Here is a 26602-nt window from a genome sequence, read left to right on the forward strand (position 1 = left end):
TGTATTAGTGTAATAAGTGGGACGTATTCCGGCAGAACTTTCCCCCTACCGAATAGGGTTTGGCCAATGTTGTCGGTTCTTCCTCATGCGGTAAGGCTTGCTTTTCAGCCCCAACCTCTAGCATCGTCTTGATTGTTTTATAATGCACGCTTTGAAAAACAAGCGCTCTATGGCAAGCAGCCTCCAGACGGTCATCGCCATATTTTTCCTAAGACCGAGAATGCTTTGTGCAGCCCGAAGATAATCTACGACTGAATCATTTAATAGTCCCTCAATAGCAATCACGCATTGGCTTCCAACTTCATGTGCTTGCTTTAGGCACCACTGGGCATCTCGCATCGAGTAAGCCAAAGCATTCGGTGGAAGGTGTTCTGGTATTGTATGTTTGGTGCCTGGTATTTCGAGTTTCGGATGGAGTGCTACCAGTTGATGATTGAAATACAGTCGGATAGTTGTATCCGTTGCTCTAAGCCAAAGCTCTTGCCGTGCGAGGCGATATGGACCTGAATATCGGCATTTCTTGTATTGCACATGGCAATCACCATGAAGCTTGACCTTTTCCCACGCCGCAAACTCGGGCGGATGGTTAGGCAGTTTTTTAAGAAGAGGTTGTTCAATTTCAAATAGAACCAAAGGCTTTTCATGAGTAGTGCCGTGGTTGCGCGCCAGCCTCTTGTATTAACCAGATCTTTAACTGCTCGTTCGCATCGTTTAAGCTTCTAAACTGGCGCAGTGGAACAAAGCGGTTTTTAACGTACTTAACCCCGGATTCAACTCGGCCTTTTTTCTGGGGATCATACGGAGGACATGGGGAAATAATAAAACCATAGCCTGATGCGCACTCCCCATATGCCTTTTGAACGCAAGGGTTGTGGTAACAAGCTTTCGTAATCGCACACTTCGCGTTATCTATAATTATTTTTTCTGGAACACCATTAAACCATTCAAAGGCACGCCGATGGCAGGCAAGCCATGTCTCAACATCCTGATGTAAGACCATTTCTGCATACATATGACGGCTCCAGGAGAGCACCATCACAAAGATCCAGGTCTTCTGTTCCTCTCCTTTGCCATCAGTAATTTTAGGTCCTTGCCCAAAGTCAACCTGTGCTGATTCGCCCGGTTTAAACTCTAATATCGTGGTGACCGCTCGTTGTTTTTCCTTGTAAGACTTGATATAGCGTTGAACAACGCTATAACTACTTTTAAAACCATGTTCTCGTTGTAAATGAGCATAGATAGTGCTGGCCTGAACGCCCTGTCTGGTCCATTCTTCAATCTTCACCCGGTATGGCTGTATGCTCAAAAAGCTATTGGCACTGCTCTTTTCAAAAATAACGCCAGTTCCTGTTCTGTGGGGATTGACTTATCCTTTTCTAACCAGCCTTGCTCTATCGCAATGTCACGCACCCTCCTAAGCGTTTTTCTATCGGCAAGTTTGTCACGGGACAGCCCTCTGAGCGTAGCGCCTTGACGCAATTGGCTAATAATAATGATATATTCGTGCATCTCAAATCTCCGGTTTGACATCCATTTCCCCATTTATGAATAAACAGAGAAAAATTATGTTCATTTTTAACCAAAGTTTGATAGGTGGGGTGGTCCCTTTAGCTGCTGACAGCCCGGTCCCTTTATGTGATGACTAGGTGGTCCCATTAAGTGCTAATGGGGTGGTCCCTTTAGGTGATGACAAAGTGGTCCCATTAGGGTGCTGAATGACAGTTAGAGGCGAGGATTGTGCAAAACTCCTTTTTGATAAGGGCTTTATTGATGTTCATCTTGCCACTGGCCATTCAAGAGATCGATTTAGCCAAATGCCATGGATTAAATCCATTGTTGGTAAAGAACCACCTTTTCGATTTGCACACGGGAATTTAACATGAACTCAACGGATAAAGATAAATTAAAACACGATTTTTTAAACTCAATTGTTATCATCAACAGCATGACAAAATCGGCTTCGAGTTTCATTAATACAATTTCACAGTCAATGGAGACCAGCGATATTAATCAAAAACAGATGGAAAAATTTTTATATTCCATGAGCACTATTCGTGAGCAGACTGTAAAGATTGAAAATTATTTTCTATCTCTTTTGAATGAATAATTCTGCCAAATTATCTCTCTGCTAGATATGAGGAATATGAAACCACCCTTCCCCAATTTATAGAATCAGTTAAATGATCTTTGGTAATACTGTAGTAGTAATTGTTATCTAGCTTTTTCGCATCAAATAAATAGTTAATCCACTCACTTATTGGTTTTTATATTCTTTTTCTGATAACAAGAATAATATTTTCTCTTTTTTTGCAACAGCGGCTATAGTCTGTTTGGGTAGTTCATATCCCTGCATTAAATCTAATTGATCAGATAGCTCTTTTACATGTCTAATGATAAGCCATGTAGGTTTGGCATCTTTATCAAGAAATAAAACACTCCCTGAATTATCAACTAGATAATATTCAACAGCCTGTGCTTGCAGTAAAACACTGGCAAATAATTGTTGATATAATTCATTACCAAATAAATCACTAATGGAGTTTTCATACGCATTAACTATATTCTTTGTTAACTCTCTAAAATAGCGCTGAGTTAGGTCATCGACAGCTAATGTAATTTCTGGATATAGATTTTCGCTTGTCTTGAGTATAAATTTATCAATTAAACCGTTATTGAACGCGCTGATCGCTGTATCTTTATCTGCTTCTGCCGTTAGCATAATTTTAAAGATTTTTTCTCTTTAATTTTTTGCAAAATTCAATTCCATTAATAACGGGCATTTGATAATCCACTACTAACAGTGGGGCATGCTCAAACCTTGCTTTATCATAAATCAGGTTTAACATTTTACTAACATCAAAGCCAATAACCCGATCATTAGTAGTATCTAGATTAACATCATTCATCAATTTGAAAATTGATTGGGTAACATCCTGACTATCATTATCAATCAGATGAAAAGCCATATCTGAGCTTGTAAGTGTCAGTATATTAAATTTTTCGCCAAATTCTAAATCTAACGCATCCAAAAATGCACGGTTATCATCTAAAAAAATGACTTTTATCGGATGATAAAAACAGGTAGGTCTTGCATCAATAATAGTCATATAGTAATTCCTCTACGTTACAGCTTTAATTGCATCACACCCATGATAAATCGCCAATATTTCAGACTCCTAATTTATACTGTATTGTTCCATTATCATTGCTGTTAAGGAAAATTAAACTAACATGGATGTCGCTTTGTATAATAAATGATTATTCAAATTTTTCCTCCTCAATTTTATATTTTGTCACTTAAGTTGTAGTTGTTTATATTTTGCGATTAAGTTTGAATACTTTTCCTGTTAATTTTTTTCTCTCAAACGTTTGTTAATTTGTAATCACCATAATTTGCTTTAAAATTTGCCGCCTCATAAATCTACACCATTCCATAACCCCATGTGAATTACAGAATATTGTTTATTTTTATTGTTTATAATCAATAAGTTACTAAAATTATCCCCGGGGACAATTTATGAAACCGATAATTCCTAGTAGAAGTTTCGTAAAATTAAAAGCGCTTGTTGAAACAGAGACAGGATCGAATTTAATAAAAAATTCAACAGTCCAAAAACAAAAAACATCATCCTAAAGATAATTAAGATTATCATAAAATTAGAATGCAACCCTATTAATTAATATTTGTAGATAATTAATTCGTCACACATTTAGTATAGGTTGATTACTTTAATATTTAAAAAACAAGCTTTGCTTAAATCAGGAATAAATTTCTTAGATCTATAAATGAGTTAAATAAATACTGCGAGAGAAAAGATCTTATCGTTAAATGGATTATTGAAAAATGTTAAGCGATAAACCTATTTAACTTGATAATAGATACATAGTTATAAAAACTAATTTATCCATTCAAGTAGAGAAGCTAATCTCAGCTCCAACAACACCAGCGATCAATATTCGTTAAAAAAATATAATCTTCGCTATGGACAAAGACAAATAAGCAACCATCCATAATCTTTTATAAAACATAAAGATAGTGTAATGTCCGCATCAACTTTTAAGGAGTAGCTGAGTTTTAAGGATGGGTAAAGCGATAAAAGTGATTATCACGCAAGAGCAAAAACAAACACTTCTAAAACTAAGAGGCTCGCGAACGGGAAAAAATATAGGGGAGCGAGCGTATTATGTTTTACTGTCCTCATCAGGCAAAAGTATAGGTGAAATCTCAGCGCAATTGAGTCGTAATCCACACACGGTGAGATGTTGGATAAAACGTTATTTACATTTTGGCATTTCAGGATTAATAGATAAAAATTCAAGCGGTCGACCGAATCAATTGAGAGAAAAAGTCAAGGAAGAGCTCAACCAATTGCTAAGTGTATCGCCCAAGGAGTACGGTTACCAACAGTCTGGATGGCAAATTAATCTTCAATTAGATCAATTGACTAAAACGGTTGGCTCTGTGAGTGCGACAACAGTAAAGCGAGCACTTCATGAGCATGGATGGGTATATAAACGCTATTCTAAAAAGCCCCCACTGAATGCGCCGAGTAAAGAAGATAAAGCAGCTTATATTGAAAAAATGGTTGCATCGCTAAGTAAACAAAAGTTAGAGCATGAAATAGAAATATTATTTGCAGATGAGTCTCACTTCTCAAACGAACCCTATGTAGAGAGAGGTTGGTTTAAACGTGGCGAAAAAAAACCCGTCCACACCAACAAAATGAGAGAAAGTAAAACATTATTTGGTGCTCTGAGTTTAAGCTCACAAGCTTTTTATTGGAAACAAGCCGAAAGAGGAACTCTAAGATATTTATTCAATTTCTACATCAATTACATAAAAGCTAAACCCAACAAAAAGATAGTGATGATTATTGATAATGGCTCTATTCATCGCAGCAAAAAGGTTTCAAAATTTGTGAAAAAACACGAATGGGTGGAGTTATTTTTTTTACCACCATATTCACCTGAATATAATCCAATTGAGCTATTTTGGAAGTGGTTGAAGAGGAAAATATATGGTGCGAATGGATTTACTTGTATTGAGCAATTGATTGCTCGTATTAGAAAATTTATCTGGCATTACAATGAAAATAAATTTGCTTGACCCTATTCAATTTGAGTTTAACGCATATCGGGAGTTGTTATAAATGTTTTTGGATGGTTACTTATAATAGATTTAACTCAATACGTGGACCCTTATTACGGGCATATATAGCTGAATAACCAAGATACTTAGCAAGAATTAATCACAAACTAACACCGCTACAAAGTAGCAATTGGTATGATTATTTAATCGCAAATGAAGTTATTCTGTTACAACTAGAAATGAAATCTAGAATATGGAAATAACATTCGTTTATATCTATTCCCGAATTTATTCTATTATCAAAGTTAATCAATGTGCGACTTATTCGAGCAAACGCAAAAAGTATAGTGTGGTACTATCCAGTTAAACATATCTTATTGCAGGGTAGAGATTTAATACAAAAGATAAGTATACCCAAACAAACATCAGGATAATCTTTTACTGAGATTCGCAATACCACTTGCCACTCCGAATTTTCAAAGTTTCTAGAGCAAAAGATCCAGCCGCCTAAAATCTAGCATTCATTGCATTAGGTAGATTATGGATAAAAGTTAAAATCTCTCCCATAAATCTACACCATTATCATATAACTACACCACAATACCCCATAAAGCTACACATATGATTAAAAAACCTTTTGAACCCCATATTACTACACAGAAAAACTCATAAACCTACACTATCACTCCCAAATAGATACACAATTATCCTTTCATAAATCATTTAAAATCAATTAGTTACTGTGTTTTATATAAGGAATCTATGAATAGAAGAAAAAAGATATATATTTTTCTTTTTTATAAATTTAAAAGAATAGTACAAATTACCGCTTGCAAATTCATTTCAAAGAAGATAGCCTAATAACAAATAGTACAAAACACCTTATTGTAAGAAGGGGGATGGATGAAAGTAATTACAACAGCCGGAAACAAAGGAGGGATTGGCAAATCAACTATTGCACTCACTCTTGCACAATATCTAGCTAAATGTAAAAACATGAAAGGGGCATTTATTGATTTAGACCCACAAGGTAATTCTTCATCTAGCCTAATTCCAACTACCAGAGATCCTGCTCACCCAACGGGTTATATGCCTAAAGCGCATCCAGAGTGGGATCCTAATAACTTACCAGAAGATGATCCACATTGGGATGGTGTTAGTAGTATTGCAGATATATTCATAGGTAAATCTATTTATCCATACCCAACATGGGTTGACAATTTACATTGTTTCCCTTCTTTTGCTTCATTACTGGAAGATGCACAACGTGTTCTAAAAGTTGATGTAAAAGAAAAAGTTATAAATCGTCTTAAAGAATTTACCGAAATGCTGTCAACCCACAGTGATTACCAATTTGTTATTATTGATACGAATCCACAGTTTGGCCCACTAACAATGGCAGGGTTGCGAGCAGCAACTCATGGACTATTGCCAACCGAACTAGAACAATATGGTATTAATGGAACCATAGGTATGATCCAAGCAATTTCACAAGAGCAACTTAGAAGAGTAAAAGATGACACAATCAAAATAGCGGGAATTTTACCTAACCAAGTTCGTAAAACAGCAGTACATACTAAGTTCCTTAATGACTTGCGTTCGATAGAGAAATCAGAAGAATGGTTGTTACCTCCGATCGCCCAAAGAACTATTTATTCAGAATTGGTAGTAGAAGATGCAAAACCTAATTGTGTATTTAATCTACCGCAAACACATCTAGCTAGAATTGAGAGTGAAAAATGGTGTTCTTATGTATATGACAGGGTATTTCATAATGTATACAACAAAATAGAAGAAAAGGAGGCTTCTTATGGTTAGTAAATTCAAACTAAATCCAGTCAAAACCGGAGAGACAAAGGAAGCCATATCAAGAACACTGGCGATTGCCAATGATTATGCTGGGGAACTGTCAATAGAAGTATTATCCTTAGATAAAATAGAACTTGATCCAGAAAACAATCGTGAACTAGCACTAACTCTTCATGATGCTATGAATGGAATAGATCCTTCTGATCCTGACTATGCAAAAAAGAAAAATGATTGGAAGTCACTTGAGTCATTAGCAAAAACTATACTAGATGATCAGTTAATTAACCCCATATTTGTATACAGGTTTGGGAACAAATGTCGTTTAATCGCTGGTGAACGTAGAACCTTGGCCTCAGCGATTGCTGGTAAAAAGGAAATTATAGCAAGAATTGCAAGTCAACGACCTGTTGGTACAAAGTTAAGAGTTCTACAGTGGATTGAGAATAATGAGCGTGTTGACTTATCTCTGGCTGAAAGAGTTGCGAGCATTGAGGCTATTGTTAAGGAATATTTAAACGAAAATAAAGGAAAAAATGATAACGAGAAAATAACATCAAAAGTTTTAAGTGACTTAACAGGAATGTCCATAACACAATCTCGAAGATATATTCTGATTCTGCAAGCTAGCCCAGACATAAAACAAGCGATTGTTGAAGGAAAAATAGAGAATATAAAGTTAATTGAATTAATTATTTCAGTTGAAAATGCAGAACATCAACAAGTTCTTTTAAAGGCTGCCATAGAAAATCTATCCTTTGAAGCAATTGTTAAGCTAAAAAAAGAACTCGAATTTTCATTAGTTACAAAAAAAGAAATAAGAGGACGTAAACAATTAAATGTTAGTTTAGGTAAGGTAAAACCCAATATTGCCAAAATTATCTTTGATGCCTTAGTTTCAAGCAACATTCTACACGAGAGCATCGTCGAGCAAATGAATATGTTAAGCAATAATGTCCAATGGAATAATGGTAAATCAGTTGAGGAGTGCTTTAAAAAAATAATTCCTCTAATTGCTCAGGAAGTGTGATTAAAATGAATAAACTGAAACTCAATAATAATGAAGACGATAAGAAAATTATTACATTTACTATTAATAAAGAAATTAAAGAGTCACTCAGAGAAATTCTGTTAAATTCTGAAAAATATAATTTAAAAAAGAAAACTGATTGGGTAAACGAAGCCATCATAATGTTAAAGGAAAATCCTGATTACAAAGAAATGGTACTCAATGCAGAAGGGAATAGTGAAAATTTTGTATTTGATAAAATTTACATGACATTTAAGCAACGATGTTTTTTTTCTGATATGAGAAGTGAAGTTGTAAAGGAATATCCTGATATAAGAGGCCCTCAAACTGCCATAATACGCGCTGCTATTTTGAGTAGAATGATGAGGAAAAAATAAGAAAAAAGGCCAAACGGAATGGGTAATGTTCGCTGAAAAAACAATACGTAAACATGTAACAATTATTCATGCATACTCTTTAATGAGTGTATTGCAACGGAAAATTGTCAATGTGCTTTTGTATGAAGCAATAAAAGGAGATGGCCGCATAAATAACCATCAAAATTCGGTCGCTGTCGAATGCAATATGCCTTTTTCTAAGCTGTTAAAAGCAGTTAAGTTCAATAGTAATAATACCCAATATCTAAAAGAGTCCATTGATGGGTTGGCATCATTAAAAATAGAATGGAATTTATTGAAAGATAAGGTACCTACAGATATCTCTTTTTTAAATTTACGAGTTTTACATGGTGCACCTACGTTCTATCAGGATAATACCATCAATTTTTCTTTTCATAAAATCATGCTTGATTTACTAGTTAATCCATCTATATACGGTACTATTGACATTGATCTGCAATCTGAATTTGAATCGAAATATGGTCATGCTCTTTATGAAAATAGTACACGGTTTATTAACTTACAAAAAAATAAAATTATTTCGTTAGATACATTTAGAAAAATTTTAGGAGTTCCTGAAGATAAATATCCAAGTATGCGGGAACTTACAAGAAATGTCATTTCGCCTTCATTAGAAGAGGTTAATGATCGAGCTAATTTTGCTGTTAGTTTGGATCAATAAGAGTTGGTAGAAAAATTACTGGATTTGAGGTGTTAGTCCAGAATAAAAAAAATACAATAAAATCAGAAGTCAGCTGTATTGATTATGAAAATGAGAAGATGCATAAAGAAATAAAAGTAACTTTTGGTATATTAAATGAGTCTATATTAGAAAATATTATAAATAACTACTCAGAAGAATATATTCAAGAGAAGATTAACTATACCAAGAAATATGCAAAAAAAGAGCGCACAGGTTTTTATCCAATTCCATATTTTATTAGTGCTTTAAAATATGATTATAAATTCAAGGAAGAATCTAAGCCAGACGGTTCTCAAGAAAAAGAATCTAATGAACAAATTGAGTGGGAAAAGAAATTATTCGCTTTACAGGCAGAGCTTAATCATTGGGAAAAACTATCAGGTTATACTAAAGCTGGAGATAATCAAGAGCATGTTAAAAACATGCAGAAATTTGTTCTGGAAACCCGGGAAAAATTAAAGCAACATTATTTAGAGAAGCCCATTAAAATGGAGGCGGTTTAATATGAAATTTCCTGCCTTTGAACCAATTAATCTAAAAAATGACATACAATCCTTGGAAGCAATTGATCTGTGTTTATCAAAAATTTATCCAGATCAAAATCAGGCTAGAAAGTTTTTTAGCGATGCTTCACTAGAAGAACTGGCCTCGTCAATTCGACAGCATGGGATTATACAGCCTATTCTTGTCAAAGAAAGAGATCATAATAGGAATGAATATCAAATTATTGCGGGTGAACGGCGTTGGCGTGCAGCTAAAATAGTAGGATTAGAAAAAATCCCTGCAATCATCAGAAAATATAATAAAGCAAACGGGATGGCAGTTTCTTTAATTGAAAACATTCAAAGAGAAGATTTAAACCCATTGGAAGAAGCACAAGCTATACAGCGGTTAATAGAAGAGTGTTACATGACGCATGGTGAAGTTGCTGAAACTTTAGGTAGATCGCGAACAACAGTTACTAATCTTCTTAGATTGCTTACTCTCACGGATGAAGTAAAAGAAATGTTAAAAATGGGATTACTAGAAATGGGGCATGCCAGAGCTTTATTAAGTTTGTCGAGTATACAACAAGCAGAAACAGCAAAAATAATTATCAATAAGTCTTTATCCGTTAGGGAAACTGAAAAATTGGTTCAGCGCTTAAATATGCCAGAAGATAAACAAGAGTTTTTTCTAGATCCCCAATTTGAACAAAAAACGAAAGATTGGATGGCACAATTATCGAAAAAACTTTCATCCAAAGTTAACATGCATTTTAATGATGGAGGAAAAGGTAGGGTGGTGATAAGTTTTGACTCTTTAGAGGAAGCAGATTGGTTAATGGCCCATCTTAAGGTGGAAGGGTAGGGCTATTTTTTTATTCACAAAATTAGTGGATAACTATGTGGAAAAATTAGAAGATGTTTGCCCTCGAGTCTGTAGTTATAATTTTACTGGTATACTGGAAAAAAATGACCTCCAAATTTTACCTTCAAGAGACGATTGGACTACGGCGAATGGTAAAGTGTGGCAAGAGCTCAGCTTCTTTCTAATCACTATTAGAGCGCTCTTAAATCGGTCTGATTATTTAATGATCACTTTTCTTTTTAGAAATTAAAAAAATAAGTCAAGTTGGAATGCTTTTGTATGAGATAAGTTGTTTTGAACAGTCGTGGAACAATTATTTTGACTCAACTCGGATCTTGGTTTTTCCTTCCTTTTGGCATGGGTTTTATTAGCATATTTTTGTGATACTAAAAGAAACAGCAGATTGTGAAGGGAAAAAATATTTTCACTATACAAAATTTTAAGTCGATAATTATGCTGATAACGGATTTTTATCATGATTAAGAATTGAGCAAACGCATTTGTGTACGTTGAAAAATCCAATATTCTTCTTTGTCCCAACTTGGATTTTATTCGTCCGTTAATAGCGGTGATTGTCCAATCATCTAGTAAATCTTTCTCTAAACGAAGTACATAATAGCGTTTGTCTTTTTCAAAGCGTGCCTCATGGTAGACTTCATTGTAGGTAAAATCCAAATAGTGTAACCAAGGTAAAGTAATAAACCATGGTGTCATTTAGAAAATAGCCAAGTTAGCAATACGTTTCAGGCGATCAGGGTTGTCTTCAACATAAATTGCGGTGGTGACAATGTTGGCATGACCTGCAAGACGAGAGACTGCTTTAATATCAGCGCCTTGCTCAATTAAGCGGGTAATGAAAGTACGTCGACCAGAATGGGAGCTTGCCCCAATGATTCCTGCCTTATCATAGAGTGACTTGAACCATTTTTGCAAACTATTGGGTGTAAAGCGACTTTTACGTTGGGTCTGAAATAAGGGTTTGTCTCGTGCAACAGGTTTTAGGGTATCGAGATGAGCTTGGAGTGCTTTACGGATTTTTTCATTGGCAAGATAAGCGTAACGCTGCTTTTCACCTTTGGTCATTGAGCGCTTCAAACAAATCTCTTCAGTCAATTGATAGTTGTAATCGGCTACATCTGCAATAGTGAGAGAGGCGATTTCTTTCACTCGCAATCCAAGTCCAAAAGAACAATACACAAGGGCACTATTTCTTATAGCGAATTGCCCATCTTTGGCAACAATAAGCAGTCGCTTAAACTCTGCTTCACTTAAGACTCTGGCCTTTCCTTCTTTTGGCATAAAAGACTCAATATTTTCCTGTTATAATGGTATTCTAAATAAATCAGGCTGTCTTGGCAAAAGCAAAAATAAAATTGTGGTTTATAGTAGAGCTTTAGTATGAATACACTCATCGATGCAGCAATAAAATATCTTTCCAATCATTATTGCAGTGAAAAAGAGCTCATAAGGCAATTAGAGAGGGATTTTTCGCATGTACCCGAGTTAGATGCTCAGATTCATGCAACCATAGCTCGCCTTCGGGAATTACATTTAATTAATGATAATCGTTTGGCTGAATCATTAAGTGCCCGTTATATCCATAAAGGAAACCGTTTTATTCAACAAATATTAAAACAAAAGGGCGTTAAAGAAGAGGTGATTGAGCAAATCTTAGAACATATTGAACTGGAAGAAGTTCGCGCCCTAGATGAAGCTCGGAAAAAAATGCGTGGATTTAAAAATGATACAGATGAGACGATAAATACAAAATTGGCTCGTTTCTTAAGTGGCCGAGGTTTTTCCCATGCTACGATAAAAACCGTACTTAAACAGTTAAGTGAAGAACAGACTACTTAAAGTTTTAGATAGTGTAGTGGATGAGTACAACAATCATTTGCATCCTTAAGAAAAGAACACAGTAAATTAAACTCTGAATGAAATGATAAACTTACAACGCATCATGATTATTGGTCGACCAGGAAGTGGCAAATCCACTTTTTCTGTTAAGTTGCAAAAGAGTCTAAATATTCCCTTGTTCCATTTAGACAAATATTTTTTTATTGCCGATTGGGTGCCACGAGAATATGAGGATTTTTTGTCACTCCAAAAAGAATTAGTTGCTAATCCTTGCTGGATTATTGATGGTAATTCCAGTAAATCATTCGAGATACGTTATCGCGAAGCCGACATGTGCTTGTACTTTAATTTACCCAAATGGCTATGTTATTGGCGGGTATTTAAACGCTTGTTTTATAAGGCTTCAGAAATCGATGATAGAGCCGCTGGTTGCAATGAAACGGTACGATGGTCGCTATTAAGTTATATGTGGAACTATGAACAACGGATTAACCCTTTATTAAATGCTTTAAAGAACCAATATCCAAAAGTGAAATTCATTGAGCTGCGTAGTCCATATGATGTGGCGCACTTGATGCGTGTGCTTACACATAAAGAAGAGTACAGTATTGTGACAGGATTTTAATAAATGATGCCGACGAATATGATGATACTCTTGATGGGTATTGCAGGTACCGGTAAAAAAACCATAGGCGAGGCAATTACAACACTGGCTTCTCAGTTTCGATTAGCGCATCACCATGCTTGGATCGATCCGGTTCTAAAACTTCTAGGTAACGATGATCAAGTATTTTGGTCTCTTGATGATAAAGGATGGGCAGCGCTTAACAAGGCCCGAGATGTGATTTTTGATACGATGACTGAGGTTTGTTCTAAAGAAACGAGCTTTGTTATTACCTATGAGCTCTTAGCGAATAATTCTTGGCATCAGGAGTTTTTTAATCAAGTACAAGCCGTTGCTCAAAAACGGGAAGCTATGTTTGTTCCTATCCGATTGATTTGTAATGGTGCAGAGCTTGTTAAACGCTTAAAATATTCAGATCGAAAAGGCTATTTTAAAACACAGGATGAGGCACTCATTACAAAAAGACTGTTTGAAGAAGACGTTTATTTTAGCAAAGAGCCGTATGAAATGACTCTAGATGTTAGCTGTCTTTCAGCAGAGGAGTCAGCGCGTCGTATTTTGGATTGGACTTCCTTAGTTTATGGGAGTAAAAATCAGAATCTTGAATTTAAACCATTGGGTCAAAGAGATTTGAACTTAATGACCCAATGGTTTGCAGAGCCTACGGTAAAACAAGGATACGCACGAAATCAACAGTTTTCTTTGGAAGATATTAGTGCAAAGTACTCACCCCGAATTGAAGGCATTGAGTGTATCCCCAGTTTTATTATTTATTTAAATCAAAAACCAATTGGTTTTATTCAATATTACTGTCTTTCCGACCATTTACCCGAAGGAATTTCAGGACATAATGCTTCCTTGTTTGACGAGGCAACACCTGAACAATTGGCTGGTATCGACCTTTTTATTGCAGAGCCATCGTTTCGTGGAGTAGGGTTGGGCAGACAAATTATAAGGCGTTTTATTGCCGAACAACTCTCCAAATTTAAAGCCGTTGTGGTTGATCCACAAATTGGAAACGAGCAAGCCATTGCGTGCTATCAAAAGGCTGGTTTTCTTCCCACGCAATACAGTGAAGACGCTAATTACCTACTCATGATAAACATGCTTTCTTATAGAGGCTCCTATGAATATTCTTGAAACTTCCCGTCTGATTTTACGTACTTGGAGAGAAGCTGATCTTGATCCTATGTCACTTATTGATCAAGATAAAAAGGTATGCCAATTTTTACCCGGAATAGGGAACAGGAGTGCTACAAAAGCAGGCATTGAGCGGATGATTGCACATGATAAAGAGAAGGGATTTTCTTTGTATGCTGTTGAACTAAAAAATACTGGAGAAATGATAGGATTTTTAGGGTTAATGACCCCTTCTTTTGAAGCGCACTTTACCCCTGCTGTTGAAATTGGCTGGAGACTTTCCTCAACGCATTGGAATCAGGGTTATGCTACGGAGGGAGCAAAAGCGGTTTTGCATTATGCATTTACCTCTTTAAATCTTCCCGAAGTAGTTTCATTTACAGCAGTGAATAATCTAGCTTCAAGACGTGTTATGGAAAAAATTGGTTTACAACATAATACAAAGGATGATTTTGATCATCCCAAATTGGAGCACAATAGTCCATTGAAACGACATGTGCTTTATCGATTATCCAGAGCTGATTATCTGAACAGTAAGAGTATCCAAAAATGATTTGGGAGACCACATTAAAAAAAATTACGGATGAAACGGCAAATCGTGCTGCTAATAAGTGGGTAAAAAACCCTACCCATCTTAAGCTTATCAATAATCAAATTAACTGTGTTTATCGATTTGAATCTAAGAACCAAGGCTTTTACCTTCGCATGACGCATGAAAAAATACGAAAAGCTCATGAACTTTTGAGTGCCATTGATTTTCAGAAGCATTTATATTTGCATCAGGTTCCTATTTGTGAACCGGTTGTATCCCAAGAAGGAAATGATGTCGAAACGGTACACCAAGATGATTTGGAATTTTTTGTTCATGTTTGCCGTGAGGTGCCAGGGCAAATCATGAATTTTGATTATCCAGATAAAAAAGCTTATCTAACATGGGGCCGTGCCCTAGGTCTATTGCATCAAGCCTCGCAAAGTTATGTTGCATCGGAACATCATTTTTTAACTTGGGAAGATTTGTGGCGTGAAACTTGGGATTATGCGCGTCAAGAAGAGGCTCTGATCCAGGATTTATACCAAACCATCACGACACGCTTCAAAACTTTTTCAATCAACTCAGCACATTTTGGCCTAACCCATGGGGACCATCGTCCTGGCAATGTGCTTTATGATGGTGAGAGCGTTCATCTGATTGATTTTGATGAGCCAGTTTATCATTGGTATCTTGCCGATATCGCTAAACCTTTTTTGGACTTATGCAATAAGCCATGGCCTCTCTGGAAACCCCTGTTTGAATGGTTTATAGAAGGGTATAGGCAAATCCGGCCATTGAGTTCAGACGAATTAAAAGAAATGAATCATTTTTCGCAAATGAAAAGCTTGGATATCTACCTTTGGTGTAAATACAACTGGTTTGAAGAAACAGCGCCAGGAGGAAAGCCACGCAATGAGTGGCTTCATGACTTAAAAACTATGGCATTAACGCCTTTGTTTTATGTACCATAATCGATTAAGGCGATTTATATTGGGGTGGGTAATGAATAATATCATGGATGCGCGATAGTTCATTGGTTGGATTCCGGTAGCCATGCGGTTGATTGGCATTAAAACGAAGCCCTTCTCCTTTAGAAAGTTTTTTCCAGCTCCCGCCTAACAAAAGCTCAATGGTTCCATCCACAACAATGACATGCTCAATGACTCCATGTTTATGGGGAGGTGAAAGATGTTCACATTCGGGCAATAACTCAATAACAAACAATTCAAAATGTAACTGCTCATCAAAAGGAAATAGAGGCAGTACTCGTATTTTTTCATCATCTGGATGCAAGGTTTCAGCATGTCCCGCCCTATAAACAGGATTGGTTGAATTATCCAGACTGTCTTCAATAAACGAAGAAAAGGAGGCTTGAAAGCCGCTCGCAATTTTCCATAAGGTAGAAATCGTTGGACTTGATTCTTCTCGTTCAATTTGCCCGAGCATCGCTTTAGAAACGCCGGTTTCAAGCGCTGTTTTGTCTAAACTCCAACCTCGTTCTTGTCTTAATGATTTTAATGTTTTTGCAATACGTTTTGAAATTTCTTGCATGATATCTCTTAATAAAAAAGCTTGTGCGTTTTAGCGCACGGGCATATACTGGTTTATTATGCGTTATAACGCACGAATTGGGAAGTAGATTGTGGAGAACTGTATGGTTGAACACCCTTTTAAAAACAAACTGGTTGCGGTACTTAATAAGCGTATTGAGCCAGGCAAAGTGATGAATGCGCTTGCTCATATGTGTATTGGTTTAGGTTCCGTAATTGGTGAAGAAGAGCTGCGTTTAACCGATTATCGAGATGCAGATGGAGGATCTCACCCTTATATTTCAGAAATACCTTTTATCATTCTTTGTGAGAACCCCAACAAAATTAGAACATTACGCCAGAATGCTTTAGCAAAAAATGTTCTTTTTAATGATTTTACCGATACGATGACTGTGGGTACCTATCAAGAGCAAATTGAAAGAACGGCACAGGTTAAAGAGAATGATCTGATTTACTATGGCATTGTTTTGTTTGGAGATTGGGATGTGGTGACAGAGCTGACTAGAAAGTGTTCTTTGTGGCGATGATGGGTGGGTGATAGCGATGAATGAAGGTAAAAATTTAAGTAAAAGCGCGCAAATCATACAGGATTTTTTATCTCAAAAGGGGATATCGTGTGAGGTCAAGGAACTTGATTCGAGCATACGCACTGCAAAAGATGCTGCTGATACTTTGGGTTGTGGTGTTGCTCAAATTGTGAAATCACTATTATTTTGTACTGAAAAAACCAACAAGCCGGTATTGGTATTAGCAAGTGGTGTTAATCGTGTGAATGAGAGCCTGATTGGGAATCTCATCAATGAATCTATTGGGAAGGCTGATGCAGATTTTACACGAGAAATAACTGGTTTTGCGATTGGTGGGATCCCTCCAGTTGGCCACAAAAATGTTATTAATACGGTTCTTATCGATGAAGATTTGTTATGCCATGAAGTCCTCTGGGCCGCAGCAGGAACGCCCAACGCAGTATTTTCATTATCTCCAGAAGCACTTAAGCAGCTAACCAATGGGATAGTGGTAAAGATTAGAGAGTAAGTTATGCAAAAAATATTTTGGGATAATCCCTATCAACGCCAATTAATGACTAAGGTGGAGTCGGCAAATGAGAATCGACTACTTTTTGCAGAGACTATTGGTTTTTCGTTTTCCGGTGGTCAAGAAAGTGATACAGTTCGCGTGAATGGCCTGATGGTCACTCATTCTGAAATAGAAGATGACTTGATTTATTATACATTACCTTCGGAGCATGGGCTTTCTGAGGGCGATGTTGTCCTTATGGAAATTGACTTCGTTCGTCGCTACAAATTGATGCGTCTTCATTTTGCTGCTGAATTAATCTTTGAACTTGTCCAAAGAATGTTTCCTATTGAAAAAATAGGTGCTCATATTGCTGAGCATAAGGCTAGAATCGATTTTAACTATCAGCACAATATCTCGGATATCTTTGACACTCTCTTGCTTGAATACAATCAAATTATTGCAAAAGATATGTCTATACGCACTGGGTTTTCTGATGAGAAGAGTCAAAGACGTTATTGGGAAATCGAAGGATTCTCTAAGGTTTCTTGTGGTGGAACACATGTAAAATCAACCGCGGAAGTGGGCTATATTACGTTAAAATGGGCGAATGTGGGTAAAGGTAAAGAGCGAATTGAAATTTATCTGGTACAATAAATCAGCCTAAACGTAGAGTGTTGGATGTTAGCCAAAAAAGAAGTTTTTAATACCATAGGAATTACGTGTGAATGCACAAGAAATTACAGTCTTAAATGATTTAAAAAACGACATAAACCAATTGCTGGGATTTCATGAAGAAACACCAAGGATTAATTATGGTCCTTGTGGTGCGTTTGCCAAATTATTTTTTGATGCGTGGAATAGCCGATTTAAGGATAAAGTGCATATTGTTTTTGTGATGGTGACATCCCATGAAGAGTGCTGGCATATTGCATTACGTATGCCTTCAGGAGAACTTTACGATGGTGGAATTGGCCTTCATTGTGAAGAAGTTTATGGAGAAGGTTATTTATTTGAAGACATGATCGAATATGACCATGAACGTTTGGAAAAATGGTCTTATGGTCTTGAACGTGACTATCCACGATTTTGTCCTGACTTTAATAAAGAAGTGGTTAATTCATTGATTACTCATCATCTAGATCGATTGCAATCTCAAGGAATTTGACTTAATGCGTTATTTACCTCAAGAAGCAATTCAAAAATTAAGTAATGAGCATCAACCCGAACCGCGTGCTATTTTTTGGCTGGCTCTGTTTCTCGAGAGGAAGGAATGCAAGCTCAGATATTTGATGAGAATATCGCTATGAAACAAGAACACCAACTGATTTATGAGCTAGAGATTTCTCTTTTAAATCCGCAAACGAGAAAATCGATTACACAACTGAAGCTACTGATTGCTGATGAATTTATTGAGTATGGTGCTTCTGGTTTAATTTACAATAAGAACGACTTACTTGATTCTCTCCCTGAAGAAGAGCCACAGAGCTATATGGTTAATGATTTTTCAGTTTTAGAGGTGTCGTCCGAAGTCATGTTGGCAACTTATAGGGTCACTGTTGCCTCAAAAAGTTCTTTACGTTCTTCTCTCTGGCAATACAAACACAATCGTTGGCAAATGGTGTTTCATCAAGGCACGCCTTGCCAAGAGTAATAATTTATTTTTACAGGTATTATGATGATTACAATAGCCTATTTAAAACATCACTCAGATTGCATACCAGAGCTTGCTAAGATTTGGCATGAAGTATTAGGGCAAATTTGGGTTCCTGATGTGCCCACCTCACGTGTAGAAGAAAATTTACGAAATCATTTAAACATCGAACAGTTACCGCTCACTATCGTTGCCTTTGATGAAGATAAACCTGTTGGGATGTGCTCTTTACGCGTGAATGATGGAATCCGCCCTGAATTAACCCCATGGCTAGGCTCATTAGTGGTATCACCAAGCCATCAAAAACAAGGTATTGCAAGACAGCTTATTCATCGAGTAAAAGAAGAAGCCCAAGCATTAGGGTTTAAAAATCTTTATCTTTTTGCTTTTGATCCTACTCTTCCAGAATATTACAGTCGTCTTGGTTGGTGCATGATTGGCATGGATGAATTTAAAGGACATCCTGTAACAGTTATGGAGATAATGTTGTGAAGATTAGACAGTTGTTTGATACGGATTGGCATCTATGGAAAGAAATTCGTTTGGAAGCTTTGAATAATTCACCAGAAAATTTTGGCTCTTCTTATGAAGATGAAGTGCATATGTCCGATGCTGATTTTCAAAATGGATTAAGTAAAGGATATGTATTGGGCGCATTTGTTGACGATTTATTGGTGTCTTGTGCTGGATTCTATACACTTAACTCAATTAAAACAAAACACCGTGGTGTGCTTTGGAGTATGTATACTCGTCTTGAATACAGAGGGAAAGGTATTGCAACAGCATTAATTCAGACCCTGATCCAACATGCAAAAACCAGCGTTACTCAATTGCACCTAACCTGTGTAGTAAGTAATTTTGTGGCTCAAGCTTTTTATCAAAAGCAAGGATTTCGAATTTATGGTACCGAACCTAAAGCACTTAAAATTAATGATACCTTTTATGATGAATATTTGATGGTATTGGATTTCAATGAGGAACCCATGAAAAAACTGGATACTTATCAGAGCCTTTGTACTGAAGTATATGATTTAAGTAAACCTAATGCACCACAAGATGAATACTCATTCTATCGAAGCTATGCCGCAGAGGTTAAAGGCTTGATTTTAGAGCCTATGTGCGGCACAGGTCGATTTTTACTGCCTTTGGCTGCAGAAGGATTTGATGTTCATGGCTTTGATGCAAGTCAACCAATGCTAGAACGACTGCATGCAAAAGCGAAGAGCAAAAATCTTAAGCCAAAAGCCTGGCATGGTTTTATTGAAGATTTAAATCAATCCGCTAAATATTCTTTAATTTTTATACCCAGTGGTTCATTTGGTCTCATCACAGAAAAGGTGGATATCCAAAAAGCCTTAAAAACCATTTATGAACATATGGAAGATAAAGGACTTTTTGTATTTGAAGTAGAAACACGCTATGCGGTTCCTAAAGAATTAGGTATATGGAGAGGCACAAGATGGCCAAAAGAAGATGGCACAATCATCCTACTCAGCCAATTAGCTATGCTCGATGAGGAGATTTGTTACTCTATAGGTAAATATGAACTGATTGATAACAACCGTGTCATTCAAACAGAGGTTGAGGAATACAAAATTCGAATTTATCAAGATCTTTCTTTCTTGCTCAATTTGCTCAATGAGGTTGGTTTTAGCAATGTACGAACGGTTAAAGCATTTGACCGAAATGCATCGCCTAATGAAACAGACGAAAGTATTGTTTTTGAGTGCAGAAAATAATTGAGGTAATAAATGAATATTCTATGTCCAGAACCACTACAAAGAGGAGATATCGTGGGGCTTATTTCTCCCTCGAGTCCTATTACGGAAAAAGCAATAGAAGTAGGAGTTCATTTATTAAAGTCGAATGGATTTAATGTAAAGTATGCAAAGCATATGTTTGCATCAGAACGATTTTTAGCTGGTAAAGACCGTGACCGTGCACAAGATGTGATGGATTTCTTTATAGACTCAGAAGTGAAAGCAATTATTGCAACCCGAGGAGGACAAGGTTCGCAACGACTTTTACCTTTCTTAGATTATGAATTGATTAAGAAAAACCCAAAACCATTATTCGGGTTTAGTGATACTACAGCGTTGCAATTAGGCCTATTTAAAAACACTGGCTTAGTAAGTTATACAGGGTTTACTTTGACCATTCATTTAAGTACCCAAGTTAAAAAAACATTATTTTCTTCTTTGTTAGGCCAAGAGTACACAATTCGCAAAGGAATAAAGGTTCATGGAGGCGTTAGCCGAGGTACTCTTCTTGGTGGCAATTTAACCCTTATGACTAATTTAATGGGCACGCCTTACATGCCTACTTTTAAAGGATGTATTTTGTTGGTAGAAGATGTTGGCGTCGAGCCCTATAATATTGATGGCATGTTCTCACAATTAGATTTAGCAGGAATTTTTGATGAAGTTTCCGGCGTTATTTTTGGTACATTTGAACAATGTAAAAGTAAGAAGTCGAATCAGAGCGATGGTACGGTAGAAGATGTAATCAATGAATGGGCTTCTAAATTAAAAGTCCCTTGTATTAAAGAGTTTTCCTATGGACATGGTAAGCAAAATTGCATTCTTCCAATTGGCAAAGTAGTTACTTTAGATGCAGATACTACTTGCGTTACGATTCAAAATTAAAAATGAAGAAATAACCACTTGATAAAACTGATGAGAGCATTGGTTTAATAGAGGCATAAATGAATACACAAGAAATACCCAAAGAATATCAACACACTTCACCAGCAGGAGCTGAAGTTCGATTGCTGATGAATAATCATTTAGGTGGAATGGCTCACTGTACTTTGAAGGCAGGCACAATTTCCAAAGCAGTTCGTCATAAAACTGTATCTGAATTTTGGCATGTCCTTTCTGGTGAGGGTGCAATTTGGCGTAAGTTGAACGATGAAGAGAGCATTACCCCTTTAACTGCTGGAGTCAGCATCGATATTCCCTTGGGAACACATTTTCAATATCGAAGTGATGCAGCAGATTTGGTGTTTATTTGCGTTACTATGCCACCTTGGTCAGGCAGTGATGAGGCAAGTTATGTGGAGCATGGTGCCTGGCCTCCTACAGTGGAATACATTAAATGACTTTAAAATTATCGTTTTTAGAAAATCCAAACCCTGATGATGTTCAAATATTAACGAATGGGATTAAGGCGTACGCCAAACAAGCAAGGGGCTTCGAGTCCTTAGATTTCTTTGCATGCTTTATTCGTGATGCAGACAATAGCATTGTGGGTGGTTGTAGTGGTGGAACACTCTATGGAGGACTTCATGTCGATAATCTTTGGGTGAGTGAGTCCATCAGGCATCAAGGATGGGGAACAAAGCTTATGCAAGAGGCATTGAAGTACGGTAATGAGAAAGGCTGTGCTTTTGCAACAGTTAATACTATGGATTGGGAAGCAATAGAATTTTATAAAAAATTAGGTTTCGAACTTGAGTTTGAGCGGCATGGGTTTCAGAAAAACTCTATTTTTTATTTTTTGCGTAAAGAATTTCAGGGAACAAGAGACATCGGGCTCTTAAATGATGATTCAGTCTCGGACTTAAGTCAAAATCTAAAATCGTCTATATCAGAATCTGTAGTGAGAGAAGAGGTTGTCTCAATAAGCAATGCGCCTCATTTTAAGTGGGGACAAAATTGTGATGCATGGTGGTTAAAAAATGATGGTCAGTTTAACGTTCTTTATGAAACGATGCCCTCAGGCAGTTTTGAGGTAAAACATTATCATCAGGAAACAGAACAATTTTTTTATTGTTTGCAAGGACAATTGGTTATTGAGTTTGAAGACTATGAACAGGTGTTACAGGAACAGGAAGGAATAAGTATTAAAGCAGGGATAACCCATAAAGTGAAAAATAGTTCCGGAAATTTGGTTTCTTTTTTGGTAATTTCATCTCCTAATCTAATCGGGGATAGAGTCAATCTGGAGTCATAAAGTGTCTTCTGAACTGATTATCCGCAAAGCATTAATTGATGATGTTCAACATCTTCACCCTTTAATGGAGCAATTGGGTTATCCACAATCGTCTGAAGAGTTGCAAAGACGACTTGAGCTATTTACTAGTGAACTGCATTACGGTGTTCTTCTTGCGGAAATTGCAGGAAAAGTTGTTGGTTGGATTGCTTGGTCTAAGAGCTATCTTTTTGTTTCCGAAACAACAAGATTTCATATTGAAGGCCTTGTGGTCGACCAAAGTTATCGTAATCAAGGAATAGGTAAAAAGCTTATGATTACTGTTGAGGAGTTTGCCAGGCAATTTAGTCCCTGTATCATTGATTTGACATCTGGACTTAGGCGAGCGAAAGAGGGCTCCCATGATTTTTACAAATCGCTTGGATATCAGAATGAAGGTCATATGGCGAAACTGTATTTAAGGAAAATGCTGTGAACATCAAAGAATTACAATCTGCTTTAAAAGTTGAGACAGCAACATTAGATGATTATCCTACCATCCAAAACATGGCACGATTTTATGTATATGAACTCTCGCGTGACTGTGGTTTTATTTCAGATGATTGGGCTTTGCCTTCCGATGGCCTGTATGAAAGCTTCGATTTTAAAAAATACTTTGAAGAGCCGACAAGAAAAGCCTTTCTGATTAAAGTTGGTAATAAATTAGCTGGTTTCGCTCTATTAAATCACGAAGGAGTTTACCCTGATACTGCATGGAATATGGGCGAGTTTTTTATTACTGCTAAGTTTCAAGGCAAAGGTTTAGGTTATTTAGTTTCCTCTGAATTATGGAAAATGCATCCAGGCTTATGGGAGGTTTCTGTGATTCCAGAAAACAAGCGAGGACTTAGTTTTTGGCGCAAGGCTATTTCAAGCGTTACAGCGGGCAATTATCAGGAAGAAATTAAAACAATCAATTATGATACGCACCAACCACAACGAGTTATTTTTCGTTTTGATAGTACAGCACATGAATGCAGCGAGCCTTTAGAAAGCGAGAACGAATATCAAATCCAATTTGTTGATGAGCTTGATGAAGCCACAGAAAAACGCATGACAAAAGGATTTATTGCCTATGAAGCTCAGCATGGTATTGACGTCAATTATCGACGTTTTTCAGTGACCATCTCTTCTGCCCAAGGAAAAATTTTTGGTGCACTTAATGCCTTTACTGCATTTGCAGAAATTTATGTGGATGATATTTGGGTAGACAGTGCTTATCGTGGTAAAGGGTATGGCAAGCAGTTATTGCTTGCTCTAGAACATCACTTCAAAGGCCAGGGCTTTAATAATATCAATTTAGTGACCAGTGCTTTTCAAGCCCCAGAGTTTTATAAGAAGTGTGGCTTCATAGCAGAATTTACGAGAATAAATAAAAAAAATCCCAAGTTAAGCAAGACATTTTTTGTTAAATTTTTTAACGAGGAATCAGAAACACAAGGCACTCTTAAGGCAGCTCATGGTGAATAAAAATCAACTGGAAACAATCTGTAAAAAATTAAAGATGAACCAACCTTGCGACTTGCCTCAAAGAGTTCACGGTGGTCTTTTACATAAAATGTGGTATCTGAAGTGCAATGGCTCGCAATTTGCTGTAAAACAGCTCAATAAAAGGCTTCAGTTAACTGAAGAAGTTAAATCCCAATATGAATTGACAGAAGAGATAGCCTTCCAATTTTCCCAGTGTACTATTCCCGCAGTTCATGCTCTAAAATTAGAAAATAATTACTTAATCCTTTCAGAAGATGAGGCCTTTCTTGTTTATCCTTGGATAACAGCAAAAACATTGGATAAAGACGCTATATCTGAGATGCATGCGCTTAAAATAGCCACTCTTTTGGCTAAAATTCATCGTATTAATCTTAATGTTCCCCAGCTAAGTGCTCAAGAATTTGATATTCATCCCAATGAAAAAATTAGTGTGTTAATAGACCAGTCAGCAAGCAAAAATTTGGTGTTTAAGGAGCAATTAAAAAGTAATCAACGAGTTATAATTGAGCTTAACGATATCTATCAAAAAGCAATACCTATTTTACAAAGTAGTAGTGTAGTAAGCCATGGTGATTTGGATCAAAAAAATGTTTTATGGGATAAAAATGATACTCCATTTCTCATTGATTGGGAGTCTGCGCGAAAACTTAATCCCACTTATGAAATAGTCAATTGTGCTCTTGATTGGAGTGGAATTACTACTCCGCTGTTTAATAAAACTTTATTTATAAAAATGCTAAAAACATATGCGTCTTCTGGAATAACAATAAATCAAGATCATTTGGAAGCTGCTTTTTATGGTGTTCTTGGCAATTGGATCAATTGGCTAGTATATAATATAAACCGTTCTTTTAGTTCTGATAAAGAGCAGCAGGACATTGGTATTGAGCAGGTGCTTCAGGTTTTACCTACTATTATTCAAGTCAAGGCGAGTATTCCAGAATTAACTCAATTAGTAACACATGAATTAGGAATAACCTTTTAACTTTCGCCAACTTTGATTACCATACCGCACGAAAGTAACTTAAGTTTCAAGGAATGCTTCATGACGAACATCAACAATAATAAAGCTGCATTAGTGACCGGAGCCAGCCATGGAATTGGTCTTGAACTTGCTAAAATTCTTTTAGGTGACGGCTGGGTTGTCTATGGAACAGGGCGGGATGTGAGCAGCTTAGAGGATACTAAAGCGCTATTTCCTCGTTTTGTTCCCATTCAATCGGATTTTACTCGCAATAGTGATATCGAACAGGTTGCTAAAACTATTAATGATTCTGGAATACCGCTTCATCTTTTAGTTCAAAATGCAGGAATGAAAAGTCCTCCACGTCCGTTGACCGAATACGATTGTGACAGTATTGACGAAGTTTTTCAGGTTAATTTATTAGCTCCAATGAAACTTACGGCACTACTTGCCGCGCAGATGCCTGAGAAGTCTCGGATTTTATTTGTTACATCAAGAGCAGCTACTCTGAAACTTAAAGAAAGTTCAACATACTGTGCCAGCAAAGCAGGTTTGGATGAAGTAACTGCTATTGTGAGAAAAGAGTTAGCAGAGAAAAATATTGGTGTGTCTTGTATTATTCCAGGAGAAGTGGATACAAGAATTCAAAAAATTTTAAGAGAAACGACTTCATTTCATTTACATAAAATGTTTGATGAAGCTTATCAGTCCGGTCAATTAATAAGTCCGGAAACTTGCGCGGAATTCCTTAAATGGTTTCTTTGCGACTTATCTTTTGATGAATTTAAGCAAAGCAATATGCCCGTTTCCATTTATGAAGAGTGGCACCATCCATTCTGGCTTAAAGATAGGAATCAGTTACCTCCTTTTCCTTTCTAATTTATTTATGAATTTTTATGATTAGTTCCAATAAAAATTCAACTCTGGAGAACAGATGCTTCGTTTCTTCTGTTCCTTTTTCAAGGCATACTCTCTTATGGGGGATATGCCCCACTCTTTCTACAATTGTTTTCTAAAATAGATCCGATCATGTCCTTCTAAATAATTTTTAATTGTCCCTATGTGCTGATAACCTTGTTTTAAATAAAATCCTTCTGCTTGAAAAGAAAAAGTATCTAATGTTGATGCAGGAATACCTCGCTTAATTGCTTCGGCTTCAACGCTGCGTAATAGTTCAGCACCGATACCAAGGCCACGGTATTCTTCCTTAACCCAGAGGACATCAACGTATATTGAGCTTTTATGAGCATACACAATAGCTCCGCCAATAATATTACCCTCCTTACCTTTCACATAGACTGAGTAACGCTCTGGTTTAGTTCCCGTAAAAGGAGCATTATAATTTACTATCCCATCACGAATAATTTTATCTTGCTGTTCCAGTAGATTGGTGTCTATAACAAGCTCTAGTTGGTAATTTATTTGCGATTGATTCATGAGTTATA

General features: G+C 36.6%; 33 protein-coding genes and 2 pseudogenes. 28 read left to right on the forward strand and 7 right to left on the reverse strand.

The annotated features are described in order from the left end of the window. Positions 1 to 4: 4 nt before the first annotated feature. Positions 5 to 1509: pseudogene (gene istA, locus GH742_RS15230) on the reverse strand (IS21 family transposase). A gap of 370 nt (positions 1510 to 1879) precedes the next feature. Between istA and GH742_RS15235 the strand changes: the two are divergent. Beyond that, the gene (locus GH742_RS15235; RefSeq protein WP_021460565.1) at positions 1880 to 2107 is read left to right on the forward strand and encodes a hypothetical protein; all 228 of its coding nucleotides are present in this window, start codon (positions 1880 to 1882) and stop codon (positions 2105 to 2107) included. A 147-nt stretch (positions 2108 to 2254) separates the two neighbouring features. On the opposite strand, the gene GH742_RS15660 is transcribed toward GH742_RS15235, so the two are convergent. Together GH742_RS15660 and GH742_RS15665 are read right to left on the reverse strand one after the other, a co-directional pair. Then, positions 2255 to 2719: a hypothetical protein gene (locus GH742_RS15660; RefSeq protein WP_239005341.1), complete on the reverse strand. Its 465-nt coding sequence runs from the start codon at positions 2717 to 2719 to the stop codon at positions 2255 to 2257. Between the two features lie 4 nt (positions 2720 to 2723). Further along, positions 2724 to 3107: a hypothetical protein gene (locus GH742_RS15665; RefSeq protein WP_239005342.1), complete on the reverse strand. Its 384-nt coding sequence runs from the start codon at positions 3105 to 3107 to the stop codon at positions 2724 to 2726. Positions 3108 to 4081: 974 nt separating this feature from the next. Here GH742_RS15665 and GH742_RS15245 point away from each other — a divergent pair. The 7 genes from GH742_RS15245 to GH742_RS15270 all read left to right on the forward strand — a co-directional run bounded on the left by GH742_RS15245 (position 4082) and on the right by GH742_RS15270 (position 10355). Next, on the forward strand, positions 4082 to 5107 hold the full coding sequence (locus tag GH742_RS15245; protein ID WP_021460567.1) for an IS630 family transposase: 1026 nt from the start codon (positions 4082 to 4084) through the stop codon (positions 5105 to 5107). 885 nt (positions 5108 to 5992) lie between these two features. After that, on the forward strand, positions 5993 to 6907 hold the full coding sequence (locus GH742_RS15250; protein ID WP_010655313.1) for a ParA family protein: 915 nt from the start codon (positions 5993 to 5995) through the stop codon (positions 6905 to 6907). Further along, on the forward strand, positions 6900 to 7925 hold the full coding sequence (locus GH742_RS15255) for a ParB N-terminal domain-containing protein (protein ID WP_021582606.1): 1026 nt from the start codon (positions 6900 to 6902) through the stop codon (positions 7923 to 7925). The genes GH742_RS15250 and GH742_RS15255 overlap by 8 nt, the downstream gene beginning before the upstream one ends. Positions 7926 to 7930: 5 nt before the next feature. Continuing rightward, positions 7931 to 8302 carry a hypothetical protein gene (locus GH742_RS15260; protein WP_021582605.1) on the forward strand — a complete coding sequence of 124 codons (372 nt, stop codon included), beginning with the start codon at positions 7931 to 7933 and terminating at the stop codon, positions 8300 to 8302. Between the two features lie 25 nt (positions 8303 to 8327). Next, positions 8328 to 8984, forward strand: coding sequence for a replication initiation protein (locus tag GH742_RS15670; RefSeq protein WP_239005343.1), 657 nt, complete (start codon positions 8328 to 8330; stop codon positions 8982 to 8984). 29 nt (positions 8985 to 9013) lie between these two features. Continuing rightward, the gene (locus GH742_RS15675) at positions 9014 to 9508 is read left to right on the forward strand and encodes a hypothetical protein (protein WP_239005344.1); all 495 of its coding nucleotides are present in this window, start codon (positions 9014 to 9016) and stop codon (positions 9506 to 9508) included. A 1-nt stretch (position 9509) separates the two neighbouring features. Then, positions 9510 to 10355 carry a ParB/RepB/Spo0J family partition protein gene (locus tag GH742_RS15270; RefSeq protein WP_021460571.1) on the forward strand — a complete coding sequence of 282 codons (846 nt, stop codon included), beginning with the start codon at positions 9510 to 9512 and terminating at the stop codon, positions 10353 to 10355. A gap of 246 nt (positions 10356 to 10601) precedes the next feature. Here the strand turns inward: GH742_RS15270 and GH742_RS15275 are convergent, their stop codons facing one another. Both GH742_RS15275 and GH742_RS15280 read right to left on the reverse strand, forming a co-directional pair. After that, the gene (locus GH742_RS15275) at positions 10602 to 11069 is read right to left on the reverse strand and encodes a hypothetical protein (RefSeq protein ID WP_021460573.1); all 468 of its coding nucleotides are present in this window, start codon (positions 11067 to 11069) and stop codon (positions 10602 to 10604) included. Beyond that, a complete protein-coding gene (locus tag GH742_RS15280) occupies positions 11070 to 11654 on the reverse strand; it encodes a site-specific integrase (RefSeq protein ID WP_021460574.1) in 585 nt (194 codons plus the stop codon). Positions 11655 to 11753: 99 nt separating this feature from the next. Here GH742_RS15280 and GH742_RS15285 point away from each other — a divergent pair, with 99 nt between their 5' ends. The 5 genes from GH742_RS15285 (at position 11754) to GH742_RS15305 (ending at position 15480) form a co-directional block, all read left to right on the forward strand. Beyond that, positions 11754 to 12212 carry a regulatory protein RecX gene (locus GH742_RS15285; protein WP_021460575.1) on the forward strand — a complete coding sequence of 153 codons (459 nt, stop codon included), beginning with the start codon at positions 11754 to 11756 and terminating at the stop codon, positions 12210 to 12212. 103 nt (positions 12213 to 12315) lie between these two features. Beyond that, a complete protein-coding gene (locus GH742_RS15290; protein ID WP_239005345.1) occupies positions 12316 to 12837 on the forward strand; it encodes a DNA topology modulation protein in 522 nt (173 codons plus the stop codon). Positions 12838 to 12840: 3 nt separating this feature from the next. After that, positions 12841 to 13977 (forward strand): GNAT family N-acetyltransferase, encoded by a 1137-nt coding sequence (locus GH742_RS15295; RefSeq protein ID WP_021460591.1) that lies wholly within the window; start codon positions 12841 to 12843, stop codon positions 13975 to 13977. Further along, entirely contained in the window at positions 13964 to 14530 is a 567-nt protein-coding gene (locus GH742_RS15300) for a GNAT family N-acetyltransferase (protein ID WP_021460592.1), read from the forward strand. The genes GH742_RS15295 and GH742_RS15300 overlap by 14 nt, the downstream gene beginning before the upstream one ends. Next, the gene (locus GH742_RS15305) at positions 14527 to 15480 is read left to right on the forward strand and encodes a phosphotransferase enzyme family protein (RefSeq protein WP_021582668.1); all 954 of its coding nucleotides are present in this window, start codon (positions 14527 to 14529) and stop codon (positions 15478 to 15480) included. Before GH742_RS15300 ends, GH742_RS15305 begins: the two co-directional genes overlap by 4 nt. Positions 15481 to 15484: 4 nt before the next feature. Here GH742_RS15305 and GH742_RS15310 read toward each other — a convergent pair whose 3' ends face one another. Then, positions 15485 to 16060: a helix-turn-helix domain-containing protein gene (locus GH742_RS15310; RefSeq protein ID WP_011212585.1), complete on the reverse strand. Its 576-nt coding sequence runs from the start codon at positions 16058 to 16060 to the stop codon at positions 15485 to 15487. A gap of 103 nt (positions 16061 to 16163) precedes the next feature. Here GH742_RS15310 and GH742_RS15315 point away from each other — a divergent pair, with 103 nt between their 5' ends. From GH742_RS15315 to GH742_RS15380, 15 genes and pseudogenes are all read left to right on the forward strand, one after another. Continuing rightward, complete coding sequence (locus GH742_RS15315) at positions 16164 to 16586, forward strand: DUF2000 domain-containing protein (RefSeq protein ID WP_021460594.1); 423 nt, start codon at positions 16164 to 16166, stop codon at positions 16584 to 16586. Positions 16587 to 16602: 16 nt separating this feature from the next. Further along, complete coding sequence (locus GH742_RS15320) at positions 16603 to 17094, forward strand: YbaK/EbsC family protein (protein ID WP_021582670.1); 492 nt, start codon at positions 16603 to 16605, stop codon at positions 17092 to 17094. A gap of 3 nt (positions 17095 to 17097) precedes the next feature. Further along, positions 17098 to 17733 (forward strand): alanyl-tRNA editing protein, encoded by a 636-nt coding sequence (locus GH742_RS15325; RefSeq protein ID WP_021460595.1) that lies wholly within the window; start codon positions 17098 to 17100, stop codon positions 17731 to 17733. Positions 17734 to 17800: 67 nt separating this feature from the next. Next, on the forward strand, positions 17801 to 18244 hold the full coding sequence (locus tag GH742_RS15330) for a hypothetical protein (RefSeq protein WP_010655431.1): 444 nt from the start codon (positions 17801 to 17803) through the stop codon (positions 18242 to 18244). Between the two features lie 105 nt (positions 18245 to 18349). After that, complete coding sequence (locus GH742_RS15335) at positions 18350 to 18730, forward strand: DUF4440 domain-containing protein (RefSeq protein WP_231296972.1); 381 nt, start codon at positions 18350 to 18352, stop codon at positions 18728 to 18730. A 24-nt stretch (positions 18731 to 18754) separates the two neighbouring features. Further along, complete coding sequence (locus tag GH742_RS15340; protein ID WP_010655429.1) at positions 18755 to 19222, forward strand: GNAT family N-acetyltransferase; 468 nt, start codon at positions 18755 to 18757, stop codon at positions 19220 to 19222. After that, positions 19219 to 19623 (forward strand): annotated as a pseudogene (locus GH742_RS15680) (GNAT family N-acetyltransferase); the annotation flags it as partial. The gene GH742_RS15340 and the pseudogene GH742_RS15680, both read left to right, overlap by 4 nt. A 90-nt stretch (positions 19624 to 19713) precedes the next feature. Next, positions 19714 to 20469, forward strand: coding sequence for a class I SAM-dependent methyltransferase (locus GH742_RS15685; protein ID WP_031297877.1), 756 nt, complete (start codon positions 19714 to 19716; stop codon positions 20467 to 20469). Between the two features lie 12 nt (positions 20470 to 20481). After that, the gene (locus tag GH742_RS15350) at positions 20482 to 21375 is read left to right on the forward strand and encodes an LD-carboxypeptidase (RefSeq protein ID WP_058393171.1); all 894 of its coding nucleotides are present in this window, start codon (positions 20482 to 20484) and stop codon (positions 21373 to 21375) included. A 59-nt stretch (positions 21376 to 21434) separates the two neighbouring features. After that, a complete protein-coding gene (locus GH742_RS15355; RefSeq protein ID WP_021460598.1) occupies positions 21435 to 21830 on the forward strand; it encodes a cupin in 396 nt (131 codons plus the stop codon). Then, positions 21827 to 22684: a GNAT family N-acetyltransferase gene (locus tag GH742_RS15360; protein ID WP_021460599.1), complete on the forward strand. Its 858-nt coding sequence runs from the start codon at positions 21827 to 21829 to the stop codon at positions 22682 to 22684. The genes GH742_RS15355 and GH742_RS15360 overlap by 4 nt, the downstream gene beginning before the upstream one ends. Position 22685: 1 nt before the next feature. Next, complete coding sequence (locus tag GH742_RS15365) at positions 22686 to 23138, forward strand: GNAT family N-acetyltransferase (RefSeq protein ID WP_021460600.1); 453 nt, start codon at positions 22686 to 22688, stop codon at positions 23136 to 23138. Continuing rightward, complete coding sequence (locus GH742_RS15370; protein ID WP_021582671.1) at positions 23135 to 24172, forward strand: GNAT family N-acetyltransferase; 1038 nt, start codon at positions 23135 to 23137, stop codon at positions 24170 to 24172. The genes GH742_RS15365 and GH742_RS15370 overlap by 4 nt, the downstream gene beginning before the upstream one ends. Continuing rightward, complete coding sequence (locus GH742_RS15375; protein WP_025520168.1) at positions 24165 to 25178, forward strand: aminoglycoside phosphotransferase family protein; 1014 nt, start codon at positions 24165 to 24167, stop codon at positions 25176 to 25178. The genes GH742_RS15370 and GH742_RS15375 overlap by 8 nt, the downstream gene beginning before the upstream one ends. A 60-nt stretch (positions 25179 to 25238) precedes the next feature. Continuing rightward, positions 25239 to 26036, forward strand: a complete 798-nt coding sequence (locus GH742_RS15380) for an SDR family oxidoreductase (protein ID WP_021460602.1) — start codon at positions 25239 to 25241, stop codon at positions 26034 to 26036. A gap of 120 nt (positions 26037 to 26156) precedes the next feature. Here GH742_RS15380 and GH742_RS15385 read toward each other — a convergent pair whose 3' ends face one another. Continuing rightward, the gene (locus GH742_RS15385) at positions 26157 to 26594 is read right to left on the reverse strand and encodes a GNAT family N-acetyltransferase (RefSeq protein WP_021460603.1); all 438 of its coding nucleotides are present in this window, start codon (positions 26592 to 26594) and stop codon (positions 26157 to 26159) included. Positions 26595 to 26602 lie beyond the last annotated feature (8 nt).

Source organism: Legionella sp. MW5194, assembly GCF_016864235.1.
GTDB lineage: Bacteria > Pseudomonadota > Gammaproteobacteria > Legionellales > Legionellaceae > Legionella_C.